The 12,697-nt window shown below is 47.7% G+C and carries 7 protein-coding genes; 4 read left to right on the top strand and 3 right to left on the bottom strand.

Going from position 1 to position 12,697, the window contains the following annotated elements; all coding sequences use genetic code 11:
* Positions 1 to 24: 24 nt before the first annotated feature.
* Complete coding sequence (locus AB8S08_RS08875; protein WP_369742536.1) at positions 25 to 1,800, top strand: acyl-CoA dehydrogenase C-terminal domain-containing protein; 1,776 nt, start codon at positions 25 to 27, stop codon at positions 1,798 to 1,800.
* Here the strand turns inward: AB8S08_RS08875 and putA are convergent.
* Entirely contained in the window at positions 1,797 to 4,964 is a 3,168-nt protein-coding gene (gene putA / locus AB8S08_RS08870) for a bifunctional proline dehydrogenase/L-glutamate gamma-semialdehyde dehydrogenase PutA (protein ID WP_369742535.1), read from the bottom strand. The two genes, AB8S08_RS08875 and putA, sit on opposite strands and share 4 nt — an antisense overlap.
* Before the next feature lie 264 nt (positions 4,965 to 5,228).
* Between putA and AB8S08_RS08865 the strand changes: the two genes are divergently transcribed.
* A complete protein-coding gene (locus AB8S08_RS08865) occupies positions 5,229 to 6,731 on the top strand; it encodes an inorganic triphosphatase (RefSeq protein WP_369742534.1) in 1,503 nt (500 codons plus the stop codon).
* A complete protein-coding gene (gene glnE / locus AB8S08_RS08860; protein ID WP_369742533.1) occupies positions 6,731 to 9,502 on the top strand; it encodes a bifunctional [glutamate--ammonia ligase]-adenylyl-L-tyrosine phosphorylase/[glutamate--ammonia-ligase] adenylyltransferase in 2,772 nt (923 codons plus the stop codon). The genes AB8S08_RS08865 and glnE overlap by 1 nt, the downstream gene beginning before the upstream one ends.
* A gap of 22 nt (positions 9,503 to 9,524) precedes the next feature.
* Here the strand turns inward: glnE and lpxL are convergent, their stop codons facing one another.
* Positions 9,525 to 10,457, bottom strand: a complete 933-nt coding sequence (lpxL, locus tag AB8S08_RS08855) for an LpxL/LpxP family Kdo(2)-lipid IV(A) lauroyl/palmitoleoyl acyltransferase (RefSeq protein WP_369742532.1) — start codon at positions 10,455 to 10,457, stop codon at positions 9,525 to 9,527.
* Positions 10,444 to 11,805: an outer membrane channel protein TolC gene (tolC, locus tag AB8S08_RS08850; RefSeq protein WP_110076381.1), complete on the bottom strand. Its 1,362-nt coding sequence runs from the start codon at positions 11,803 to 11,805 to the stop codon at positions 10,444 to 10,446. The genes lpxL and tolC overlap by 14 nt, the downstream gene beginning before the upstream one ends.
* A 259-nt stretch (positions 11,806 to 12,064) precedes the next feature.
* Here tolC and AB8S08_RS08845 point away from each other — a divergent pair, with 259 nt between their 5' ends.
* Entirely contained in the window at positions 12,065 to 12,670 is a 606-nt protein-coding gene (locus AB8S08_RS08845) for an NUDIX domain-containing protein (RefSeq protein WP_110076380.1), read from the top strand.
* Positions 12,671 to 12,697: the final 27 nt, after the last annotated feature.

The following is a 12,697-nucleotide window of genomic DNA, read 5'->3' as shown; positions in this document are numbered from 1 at the left end:
CAACTGATTGAGAGAGGTGTGGTCATGGCTGATTATCGTGTACCCCGTGAAGATATGCAGTTTGTACTGCAGGATGTATTTAAAGTTCATGAAGACTGGGCCAAAATTGAGGCCTTTGCTGACGTCGATATTGACACTGCAGTGGCTATTATTGATGAAGGCGCGAAATTGGCAGAAAGCTTGATTGCTCCTAATGCTCGGGCTGCTGATGAAGAAGGCGTGAGCTTCGATAACGGCGTGGTAACCACCCCGCAAGGCTACAAAGAAAACTTCAAGCAACTGGCTGAAGGTGGTTGGGTAGGGGTGACTGCCAATCCTGACTTTGGTGGTATGGGCCTACCAAAATCCGTATCAGCGCAATATGAAGAAATGCTCTGTGCAGCGGATATCTCTTTCTCATTATATTCAGGCTTGACTGCTGGCGCTATCATGACCATCGATCAGCATGCCAGTGACGAGCTAAAAGCCACTTATTTAGAAAATATGATCCGTGGTACTTGGGCTGGTTCTATGTGCCTTACCGAACCTCATGCCGGTACCGATCTCGGTATTATTCGTACCAAAGCCATTCCTAATGACGACGGAAGTTTTGCCATCAGCGGAACTAAGATTTTTATTACCGGCGGCGAACATGACCTCACTGACAACATCATCCATTTGGTACTCGCTAAGTTGCCAGACGCACCCGCAGGTAGTAAAGGCATCAGCTTATTCTTAGTGCCGAAGTTTCTAGTCAATGCTGATGGTTCTATTGGTGAGCGCAATGGCGTGCATTGTGGATCAACGGAACACAAAATGGGTATTCATGCCTCTGCTACTTGCGTGATGAATTTTGATGGTGCCAAGGGTTGGCTGGTAGGTGAGCCGCACAAAGGTTTACCAGCGATGTTTACCATGATGAACTACGAGCGGTTAGGAGTAGGTATCCAAGGCCTAGGTGCTGCAGCTCGCTCTTATCAAAATGCTTTAGAATATGCCCAAGACCGTATTCAAGGCCGCGGTGCTAAAGCTACGCAGCAGCCCGAGAAAGAAGCCGACCCTATTATTGTGCATGGCGATGTGCGGCGCATGTTGCTGACCATGAAGGCCTTTGTTGAAGGTGGCCGAGCGTTCTCAACTTATGTAGGGCAACAACTCGATTTAGCAAAATATGCCGCTGATGCAGAGACTCGCCAACGGGCTGAAGCGTTGGTTCAGTTGTTAACTCCAGTAGCCAAAGCCTTTTTAACGGATACTGGGTTTGAAGCCACTGTACTTGGTCAGCAAGTATTCGGTGGTCATGGCTTCATTCGCGAGTGGGGACAAGAGCAGTTAGTTCGTGATTGTCGGATTGCGCAAATCTATGAAGGCACTAACGGCATTCAAGCTTTAGATTTGTTAGGGCGCAAAGTTGCCGGTAGTCGTGGCGAACTCCTGAAACCACTCCTAGCGGATATTCAAGCGTTGTTAGCTGAGCCGTTAGCAGGATTTGAAGCAGAATATCAACAGCTTGCTGATGCTACGCAATTGGTACACGAAGTTACCGTGCAAGTATTAAGCAAGGTGATGGATGATGAAAATATCATTAACAGTGTCGCGGTAGAGTACCTGAACTTAATTGGTTACGTTGCTTTTGGTTACGTGTGGTTGCGTATGGCTGCGGCTGCTGCGCCGCAAGTTGCAGAAAAGCCACATCTAGCAAGTAAACTAAAAACAGCTAAGTTCTATATGGCGCGTATTTTACCGCGTATTGAAAGCCTAGCTACCACCATCAAAGATGGTAGCCAGAGCTTGTATCTACATGACTTGGGCGATTTTTAATCGCCCAACGATAGTAGGGTTGCATTGCCACCAACAGCAGTAATGTTGTTGGTGCGCGTTTTTTCAGTAACAAAACGCGTTAAGTAGTGTGGGCCACCAGCTTTTGGACCTGTACCTGACATACCACGGCCACCAAATGGCTGTACCCCTACCACCGCACCAATTTGGTTACGATTAATGTAAACGTTACCGACATCAATCCGGCGGGCAATGTCCGCAGCAAAGGTTTCATTGCGGCTGTGAATACCAAAGGTCAAACCAAAACCAGTACCATTAATGCTATCGATAACTTCATCTAAGCTGTCAGTGCTATAGCGAATAACGTGCAAGATCGGACCGAAGTTTTCTTTCACTAACTGATTAATAGAGTCAATTTCGATAGCCGTTGGTGCGACAAAAGTACCGCCTTGAGTGTATTCAGGCATCGGAGCACGCGCAATTAAGCGACCCGCTTGGCTAATATCGTTGATGTGCTGCTCAAGATTGTGTTTAGCTACGCCATCAATAACCGGACCTACGTCGGTTTCATGCAGCATAGGGTTGCCAACTTTTAACTCGGCCATCGCACCTTTAAGCAGATCAATCACTCGATCGGCGATATCGTCCTGTACAAATAACACCCGTAGGGCAGAACAACGCTGACCGGCGCTCTTGAAGGCACTAGCAACAATATCGGTAACCGCTTGCTCAGGCAATGCGGTGGAATCAATAAGCATAGCGTTTTGACCACCGGTTTCGGCAACTAACGGCACTATCGCACCTGTTCGGGCGGCTAAGGCGCGGTTAATTGCTTGGGCGGTATAGGTTGAACCAGTAAAGCAGACGCCACCGATATCTTCTTGGGAAACTAGGAACGAACCAACCTCGGCACCGCTGCCTGGCATAAAGTGCAAGACATCACCAGGGATACCAGCCTCAAGCGCCAACTGCACGGCACGGAATGCAATAAAGCCAGTTTGCTCAGCAGGTTTAGCGATAACACAGTTACCTGTAACCAGTGCTGCAGCCACCTGCCCTAAGAAAATAGCTAGTGGGAAGTTCCACGGGCTAATACAAATAAAGGTGCCGCGGCCTTGTAAGAATAGCTCGTTCGTTTCGCCCGTCGGGCCTGGTAGCGTGGTTCCTTGACCCATGAGTTCACGCGCTTGGACAGCGTAGTAGCGGCAGAAATCGACAGCTTCGCGTACTTCATCAATACCATCTTGTAAACTCTTGCCGGCTTCTAGCGTACACAGAGCAATCAACTCGTTACGATTCGCTTCCATCAGATCAGCGAGCTTCTCTAGTGCTTTGGCTCGCACTTCGACATCGGTATCGCGCCAACGTCGATAAGCAGCATTGGCACTAGCGAGTGCTTGTTCCGCAAGAGCTTTGTCGCCCCAGCAAATGGTGCCAATAAGGCGGTCGGTTTGTTGTGGGCTATGGATAGCAACCTGATGATGGGCATCAATGACATCGCCGTTTACAATCGGTCCGGCTTGCCATTGTTTATCTTGGTATTGTTGTACTGCTGCAATAAAGTCATCTGCTTGTGAATGAATGTTCATATTCAATCCTAACGAGTTTTTCCGATCTGCAAAGATCTGCGTCGGCAAAGGAATTTTGGCATTAGCGAAATGGTCATGCTTATGCATGGTCGTTAAAGGGTGCTCAATCAAGTCCGCTACTGGCGTTTCAGGGTCCACTAACTTGTGCACAAAAGATGTATTAGCACCATTTTCAAGGAGGCGGCGCACCAAGTAGGGTAACAAGTCTTTGTGCGCACCAACCGGAGCGTAAATTCGCACGGTAGTATTCTCATCCTGCTCTAAGATAGTGTCATAGAGATCGTCACCCATACCGTGCAAGCGCTGAAATTCAATACGTCGCTGGTACTGTTTATTGAGCTCGCGAATAGCGACCACGGTGTGTGCGTTATGGGTAGCAAACTGCGGATAAATAGCCCCATCGGTCGCGGCACTCAATAGGTAATGAGCACAGGCTAAGTAAGACACGTCAGTATTGGCTTTGCGGGTAAACACTGGATAACCAGTTAGACCATTCACTTGGCAAAGTTTGATTTCTGTGTCCCAATACGCACCCTTTACCAAACGCACCGGAATCTCATCGCCACACTCGCGTGCCAGGGCAGTCACCCAACATAATGTAGGTAATGCACGTTTTGAATAGGCCTGCACCACCAAACCGAAACGAGGCCAGCCTTTGCAGACGCCGCTACGATACACTTTTTCAAATAATTCTAGCGAAAGTTCAAGCCGGTCTGCTTCTTCTGCATCAATGCTAACTCCAACATCGGCCTCTTTGGCTAGTTTAACGAGCTCAGTTAAGCTTTGTGCCAGCTCAGTCATAACGCGCTCGTGATTAGCCACCTCATAGCGCGGGTGTAGGGCTGATAATTTTATTGAAATAGTTGGGCGTGGAGCCTTCGGGTTATTGAAGTTTTCTTTGCCAACTATTTTAATCGAATTGACATAATCGGCGTGATAGCGCTGCGCATCACGCATGGTTAATGCCGCCTCGCCAAGCATATCGTAAGAGTGCGTGTAGCCTTTATCGCGATTAGCACGACTGTTTTTCAGCGCTTCTTCAATAGTACGGCCTAAGACGAACTGGGTGCCCATAATTCGCATCGCTTGATACGTTGCTTTACGAACTACCGGTGTACTTAAACGACGAGTTAGGCGCTTAAATACACCACGAGGCGTTTCCATCGGCTGGCCGGTAGGGTTTATCCGATTGTTGGCAAAGGCGATACCCCAGGTGCCGGTATTCACTAACCAAGAGGTACTTTGGCCCATATGTTTTTGCCAATCACCACCGGAAAGCCGATCTTGGATTAACGCATCAGCTGTTGTTGCGTCAGGAATACGTAATAAGGCTTCCGCGAGGCACATCAAAATGATGCCTTCTTTGGTATCTAAACTGTATTCTTGCAGGAACGCATCAATACCGCTGTTGTCGGCGCGCTCACGCACTTTACCCACCAGTGCCGCAGCAGCTTGGGTAACAGCGTCAATTTGTTCAGGTTGATTCGGTACCAGTGTCATCAACTCACGCAAATAGGCATCTTCATCAACTAAATAGTTGGCGGTAATGGCCTGTTGGAGTCGACCGAGGTCGGCGCCGGAATACTGAGCCGCAAGCACTTCACTCGCTTTAAACATAGATTCTCCTGTAAGACTCAGCCGATGGCTGGCGGGGACATATTTTCGGCGCAAGTATAGGGCTTTTTGAGCGCCAGTAAAGCCCACCCGATCAGAATTTTTGTCGCTTTCTTGCGGGCGTATCAGCGCTACATTTTCGAGCACCGCCGATGGCGCCCACGTTGCATTTTTTAACCGCCAGTGTCAAGCCCTGATCAGTTGACCTGTAAGGAGTCTGCGAGTACCGTATGAGGCCTAACTAATGATGCATAGATGGAACCATTCGTGAGTCACCAACACAGCCAAGAAATAGAACTCAAACTTATCCTTGAGCCACAGCAACGAGCAGCTGTCTTGCAACTTTGTGAGCAATTGGCCAAAGGTGCTGAGCATGACATTTTTGAACTTAACAATGCCTACTTTGATACCGATGATTTGCGTTTGCGTGAATACGATATGGGATTACGCATAAGGCAGCGTGGTGAGCACTTAGAACAAACAATTAAACTTGCCGGGCAGGTGTTAGGTGGCATGCATCAGCGGCCTGAATACAACAGGGTGATTGCCCAGGCGGTACCTGATTTGACGTTGTTCGAAGAAGATATATGGCCGGATGACTTTCCGTTGTTTGATATTCAGCGCGAGCTAAAGGAAATTTTTCGTACCAATTTCACCCGTCATCGTTGGCGAATTCCTCAGGGCGATGGAATGATAGAACTGGTGTTCGATGAGGGTGAAATCATTGCCGCTGAACACCGCCAACCCATCTGTGAAATTGAATTAGAAGTACAAGGTGCAGATACGGCCGCAGCGTATAAATTAGCACGCCGTTTTATTACCCGCGTGAACGCGAGAGTAGGAACCTTAAGTAAGGCAGCTCGGGGCTACTTGTTAGCTGGCAAGTCGGTATTAGAACCCTACACCCATGCTGACTTTGTCAGTCAACAAGGCCAAGACGATGTTGGTCAAGGGTTATATCGAGCATTAACTTACGCCTTGCAATACTGGCAACACAATGATGCCTGTTTAACCCAGCAGCCGTGTGTGCAGGCAGTGGCTGGTATTACTGATGGAATTCGTTTAAGTAAAGTGGTGTTGCAACAATTGGCCTTATTCGAAATTGATGTGAGTGACCATATTTTACGGTTAGAACAGATGCTGGGGCATTTGGGCTGGCTCAGTCGGTTTGATGGTCTCAATGAGCTGATTGCTGAAGATGGAGCTTATCATCGCGCGTTAAAGCAAAATACCAAGCTGTATGAACACATTTTGGAGCAACAGCAACATGCTGTGCAACTTGAGCTGGTGGTAAATTTGAGTAAACGTGATGATTATCAGCTCACCTTATTTGAGCTAGGTGAGTTGTGTGCCCAACAACCTCGCCATGAACAGCTTATGCAGACCCCGTTAAAGCAATGGGCCGTGCAGCGCTTACGAGATGACTGGCAATTGGTTGCTGAGCCTTTCACGCGCGCTGAAGAAATGCGTCCAGAGCAATATCTCAAACAGTTACCGCAGCTGCAAAGTTCATTGCAGCTGGGCTATTGTGTAGGAGCGCTATTTGATCAACAAGATCGTGAGCAATTCCGGGCTCCGTGGTTAGATATGCTGCGCGGCATCCGAGAAATATTGGCGCTAAAACTACTACGAGAAGCCATTAAAGATACGGATGATATTAACACCGAGCGTCTACTTAGTTGGCAAGAGGTACAGTTAGAGTCGTTGCTATATGCCCTGGAACGCTCTCGCCGCTCGGCTATCAAACAAGAACCTTATTGGATTTTATAATGATAGATGCATCGGCCTTTGTCGCCTCAATCAGCCCTTTTATTGCGCGTACACTAGAGCAACAACCGCAAGCTATCGAGTGGCGACAACAGCCGGGATACCCACATCAGGTGGTGCTTCCAGCGCCAGAGAACTATTTGACCCTGGTGCAGCAAGAGTTACAGCAATGTAGCGATGAAGGCAGTGCGCAGCGTCAACTGCGGCAATTAAGACAGCGTTGGTATGCAAGTTTGGCTGCGGCAGACCTGCTGCAGCAAATTAGCTTAGCAGATATGTTGCGACATTTAAGCGCAACAGCAGATGCTTTTATCATCGCCGCCGTTCAATGGCTGCGACCGCGTTTAACTGAGCGCTATGGTGAATTACTGGATAGTCAGGGAGTACCGCAACAGCTGTATGTGATTGGCATGGGTAAACTAGGCGGGGGAGAATTAAACTTTTCGTCAGATATCGACCTTATCTTTTGCTACCCAGAGCAAGCGGAGACGCAACATCCGCGACGTCCGCTTGAAGCCAGTGTATTTTTTACCAAGTACGCTCAAGCTCTCCTAGCCTTGCTAGACACTCCGACTGCTGACGGTCGAGTGTTTAGGATCGATTTACGACTGCGTCCTTTTGGTCAATCTGGCCCACTGGTAGCCAGCATGGCCGCATTAGAATATTACTACCAAGAACAAGGCCGTGATTGGGAGCGCTATGCCATGGTTAAAGCGCGTTTAATTGGTGCGAGCGAGGTTGCTCAACAGCAATTTAGTGCACTGCTTAGGCCATTTGTCTACCGCCGTTATATTGATTTTTCAGCGATTGATGCGCTGCGTAAAATGAAGGCGTTAATTACCCAAGAAACCCGTCGCCAGGGCGTTCGGAACAACATCAAGCTTGGTGCTGGAGGGATCCGTGAAATCGAGTTTATTGCGCAAGTCTTTCAGTTGATTCGAGGTGGACAACAACGTCAACTACAAACCCCATCTTTGTATCAAGCCTATGCCGTGATCAAACAGCAACAGTTGCTGGAACCGGCAGTGGTGGATGAACTGCTACAAAGCTATGAGTTTTTGCGCAAGGTTGAGCATGTCTTACAGGAACTGAATGACGAGCAAACACAGACGTTGCCGGACCAAGATGACCAGCAACAGGCTATGGCGCAGGTATTCAAAGTCAGTTGGCCAGCATTGGTAGAGCGAATTGAGCAAGCGATGCAAAAGGTTCACCAACATTTTCGATCTGTCATTGGCGCAACGGATGAAGACGACGAAGAAGCTGGTGAGTTACAACTGTTGTGGCAGGATATGATCGAAGACGACGCTGCTGTTGCTATTCTCATTGATGCTGGTTTGAACGCTGCCAGTGCCCAACAAATGTGGGCGCACATAAGTCAACTTCGTCAAGAGGTTCGGCGCCGTGGGAGCGGCCCTCGAGGACGCCAAGCAATGGCTCGATTAGTCCCCATCTTGATTGAGCAACTACTGGCTTATGAAGACGCTGAAGCAGTCTTAGAGCGCGTGTTGCTAGTACTTCGAAAAATTATGAGCCGCACAGCTTACGTTGAGCTACTGGTTGAGAACAAAGGTGCTCGCGAGCAACTGCTGAAGCTATGTCGTGCCAGTTCATGGCTAGCGACACAGTTAGCACAGTACCCACTTTTATTAGATGAATTGATCGACCCTCAGCATCTATATCAGTTGCCGCAACTGGCCGATTATGGCCGTCTGGTTGATGAATACTTGTTGCGGATCCCCGAGCAGGAGGCTGATTTAGAGGCACAAATGGATGCACTGCGTCAGGCGCGTCAGGTCTTACAATTACGTATTGCCGCGGCAGATATCAGTGGCGCTCTGCCACTGATGAAAGTCAGTGACCATTTAACTTATTTAGCTGAAGCTATCATTACCAAAGTTGTTCGTTTAGCTTGGTATCAGATGGCTGAAAAATACGGTAACCCAGCTGGTCAAGACAGTGACAATATGGGGTTTGCGGTACTCGCCTACGGCAAGTTGGGGGGGTTAGAGTTGGGTTATGGCTCAGATTTGGATTTGGTATTTATTGCTGATGCAGACTACGGCGGGGTGACGCAAGGCCCAAGAGAAATCGAGAATCAGCAATTCTATTTACGCCTAGCGCAACGTATTTTGCATCTGTTAACCACCCGAACTATGGTTGGGGTGTTGTATGATACGGATATGCGTTTGCGTCCATCTGGTAAGGCTGGACTACTGGTTACTCGACTAGACACTTACGCTAAATATTTAGCTGAGGATGCGTGGACTTGGGAGTTGCAGGCCTTAGTTCGGGCGCGGCCTGTATTTGGTCGTGAGGAGATACGTCAGCAATTGATTCAGTTGCGCCTACAGCGCTTATGCCAACAGCGCTCAGAAGATGAATTACGCGAACAAGTGGTGAGCATGCGTGAGAAAATGCGTGAGCACACCAAGCTAGCGGTAAACGAACAAGAGTTTGATTTAAAACAGGGCTACGGCGGTATTACGGATATCGAATTTTTAGTGCAGTACCTTACCTTAAGGTATGCTCATGACTACCCAGAACTTGCAACTTACACTGATAATATTCGAATTTTAGAAACTGCAGGCCAATTAAACTTGATGCCGACCGAGCAAGCACAACAATTAATCGAGACTTATATTAGATTACGAGAGCTGTCGCATCAATTGGCATTAGCAGAGCAAAGCAGCAAGACCCATCAAGATGTATCTGCCGCCCGAGCTGTGGTTGAAACAGCTTGGCAGCAGTGGTTAGCTGCCAAGCAAGGTTAGATGTTGAACACGCAGAATCGCGTTAGCGGTAGAGATCAGGATCCGATGAATCTGGGCGTGTCTTGAAGCGTCGATGAATCCACATGTATTGCTCAGGTTTTTGCAAAATAGCATATTCAATCATACGATTAACACGAGTCACATCAGCAACTTGGTCTCCGGTTGGAAACTGCTCAAACTGCGGATAAAACGTCATATCATAACCACTACCATCGTCGCGCCGAAAGCAAGTTACAGGCAGCACCACACAGTTAGCATTTTCGGCAAACAACAAGGTGCCGGTAGTGGTACTTGCTTGCTCTACAGCAAACAGCGGGGCAAATACGGTACGCTTGCGGCCGTAATCTTGGTCAGGCAAGTAGCCAGCAATCTCACCTTGGTCTAATGCTTGGAGCATGCTACGTACGTCAGTACGTGGGATCATGTATTTGTTGGAGCGTCCTCTACCACGGGTTTGTAAAAACTCCATAACGGCATTGTTATGAGGTCGATACAAGCCTACGGCGGGTTGCACGAACCCATGCAAGCGGGCATGAACTTCAAGACTAAGAAAGTGAAATAGCAGCAAGAGCACACCTTTACCCTCGGCGAGCGGGGCTTGAATATGCTCAATGCCATGCAGATGAAGTTTGCGTTTTATACGCCAATCAGGCCACCACCACGCCATACCAGTCTCAAAAAAAGCGATACCAGTATTTTCTAGGTTGCGTTTTACCAACTGCTCGATATCTTCTGCACTTTTATTCGGAAAACAAAGCTCCAGATTACGGCGGGCAATGTGTGCCCGTTTAGGTACAAAGCGGTAAAACAGGCGGCCTAGACCGCGACCCATGGCAAGCTGCCATTTGTATGGCAGCCATGAAATACCATATAAAAAGCCGGCGCTGAGCCACGTTAACCAATACTTAGGTGATAGAAAACGTAGCTCAAACTTAGGTTTCTCAATTATTTTCATTCACAAGACTTGCGTTGATGGCGACTAAATCTTGTTCACTGATCAAACCTGATGCCTGTTTAAGAGCAAGATACTGACGGATATAACCATAGCGCGCACTCGATAAATTACGGCGAGCATTAAAGAGGTTACGCGTGCTGTTTAATACGTCCACAATCGTACGAGTACCCACTTCAAAACCTGTTTGAGTAGCTTTCAAGGCACTTTCAGCAGAGATAACTGCTTGCTCAAAAGCTGTGATAGTAGAAATAGCTGCTACCACGTCATAGTACGCGCTGCGAACTTCGCGTTCGACATTACGGCGGACAAACTCTAATTGCTGACTTGAGGCTACGTAGTTTTCGCGTGCTTGCTCTGCTTGTGAGCTAGTACGGAACCCAGAAAAAATAGGTACGCGCACGTTTAGGCCAATTGAGTTGGTGTCCATTCGTGGCATATTGACAGTATTACCGCGAGTCGTTGATTCGGTATCGTTGGTGCTGTATTCACCAGACAAAGAAACGGTTGGCAAATGGCCGTTTTGGGCAACGTCAATTTGCTGCTCGGCAATTTCAACAGCGACTCGTTGTACCATCAACATTAAATTTTTGTCTTCGGCCGTTTTCACCCAGTTACTGGCATCTTGTGGATTTGGTGACTCTGGGCTAAATGATTGAGTATTTAACTGGGCAAGGTCGCTATGATAACGGCCGGTTATTTCCCGTAAACTCTCTTGTGCAACGGATACGGCATTGCGCGCTTGGATTTCTGCAGCAACGGCAGTATCAAATTGAGCTTGTGCTTCGTGCACGTCGGTAATTGCGGTTAAACCAACAGAGAAACGCTGCTTGGTTTGTTCTAGCTGGCGCTCAATTGCTTTCTTTTCTGATTCTGCGAAAGCTAAATCATCTTGCCGTTCAAGTACGGTAAAGTAAGCATTAACTACGCGCATCATCAGCTGTTGACGCTCGCTCAAATAATTTACTTCCGCTTGATAAGCTTGTTTCTCGGAGATCTTTGCTTGATCCCAAACATTCATATCGAATAAGGTTTGGGTGAGTGATAGCCCAGCATTCCAGCCTTTGCTTTCTTGATCAAAAATAACCAAGTTGCCGCTGGTGGTGTCAAACTGTGCGCGCTCGGCATCAGAACGGCTGTAGCCTGCGCTAAAGTTTAGCTGTGGCCAAAAGCTGGCTTTGGTGATATCAACACCTTTTTGGGCCGCGCGACGCTCGGCGTCAACACGTTGCAAGGTTGGATCATTTTGCAAAGCTAGTTGAAATACTTGTGCAAGGTCGTCGGCATAGGTGACACTAGAGCTTGCAGCAAAGGTTAAACCTAATAGAGCTGATAATACGTGCTTTTTCATGTTCTGGGGTGTCCTGAATTATTTGAAAGCATCATCATGCAAGTGATAACTGGCAATCATTTTACATACACTGGTGAATGATTACCAGTTTACTTTGTCTTTAACTAAATTTCATCGCAACAGTTGCAACGTTGTTGTTTCAAGTGTAACCAATTATGTGCAAAACGCTCATCTATTTACAATCAAAACTAAGCTAAATAGCGGTTAATTGAGTACAAAGAACGGTGAATCACAAATTATTCAAAAAAGCAGGTAACACGTGCAAAAGTTCTCACTTAAAGATGTCAAAATTATCGCAAAAGAAGTCGTTAGAGAAGGATTTTTAAGTATTTATCAGTACCAGGTGCAGCACCGTCTGTTTGCTGGTGGTTGGTCGCCTACCTTTACTCGCGAGATCATGGACCGTGGCCATGCGGTGGTGGTGTTGCCTTATGATCCCAAACTCGACGCCTTGGTCGTGCTTGAGCAGTTCCGCATAGGAGCGTTAGAGGATCCCCATAGTCCATGGCTGATAGAGTTTGTAGCTGGAATGATGGACCAAGAGGATGAGCAACCCGAAGAAGTTGCCCATCGCGAACTCATGGAAGAAGCAGGTTTAACTACCGATGTGTTGCATCATGCCATCACTTATTGGTCGACTCCTGGCGGCTGCACCGAGCAAATCACCGTCTATGTGGCTGAAGTGGATAGCAGTCAGGCGAGTCGGCACGGTGGCCTAGCTAGTGAACACGAAGATATTCGTGTGCATGTGCTGCCGTTTACTGATGTGGTAAGCTTATTGGAGCAAGGTAAGATCAATAATGCAGCCAGTGTGATTGGTCTGCAGTGGATGCAGTTACATAAACGTAAGTTTGAGCAAATCTAATGGCTTAAATAGCGACAAGACATTTGG

Source organism: Pseudidiomarina sp. PP-1MA, from assembly GCF_041200125.1.
Taxonomy (GTDB): Bacteria; Pseudomonadota; Gammaproteobacteria; order Enterobacterales; family Alteromonadaceae; genus Pseudidiomarina; species Pseudidiomarina fusca.
The sequence above is the reverse complement of the archived record's forward strand: the minus strand, read 5'-3'. Positions and strand labels throughout refer to the sequence as shown.